This window comes from Flagellimonas myxillae (assembly GCF_023502235.1).
Classification (GTDB): Bacteria; Bacteroidota; Bacteroidia; order Flavobacteriales; family Flavobacteriaceae; genus Flagellimonas; species Flagellimonas myxillae.
Genome location: NZ_JAMFLY010000013.1, coordinates 1 through 676 on the forward strand (window position 1 = coordinate 1; position 676 = coordinate 676).

The window sequence follows — 676 nt, forward strand, 5'->3', positions numbered from 1 at the left end:
ATCATCGGCAAAGCCGGCAGGTACATTGTTAAGTGAGCTCCACTCCCCATCAAAATCGTCGGTGGAATCTGTATCAAGATTGGCAGGCACGTCCGTTAGGTCATTGAAGCTACCACTGAAATCATCCGTTGAGTCGGTATCAAGGTTGGCCGGTACGTCCGTGAGGTCGTTGAAACTTCCGCTGAAATCATCAGTTGAGTCCGTATCCAGATTGGCCGGTACGTCCGTAAGGTCATTAAAGCTTCCCGAGAAGTCGTCGGTCACATCGGTGTCCAAATTCGGGAACTCGTTGTTGACGGCCGTGGCCACTTGTGCGTCGGTCAGCTGTGTATCGTTGTCGATATCATCGGCAAATCCGGCGGGCACATTGTTAAGTGAGGACCACTCCCCATCAAAATCATCGGTCACATCGGTGTCGAGGTTGGGGAACTCGTTGTTGACGGCGGTCGCCACCTGCGCATCGGTCAGTTGGGTATCGTTGTCGATATCATCGGCAAACCCGGCAGGTACATTGTTAAGTGAGCTCCACTCCCCATCAAAATCGTCGGTGGAATCTGTATCAAGATTGGCAGGCACGTCCGTTAGGTCATTGAAGCTACCGGAAAAGTCATCGGTCACATCGGTGTCGAGGTTGGGGAACTCATTGTTGACCGCCGTTGCCACCTGGGCATCGGTG

At 53.0% G+C, this 676-nt stretch carries 1 protein-coding gene; it reads right to left on the reverse strand.

Annotation, left to right across the window (positions count from 1 at the left end; genetic code table 11):
• On the reverse strand, positions 1 to 676 hold a 676-nt coding region (locus M3P07_RS17705), incomplete at both ends, for a hypothetical protein (protein WP_249971259.1).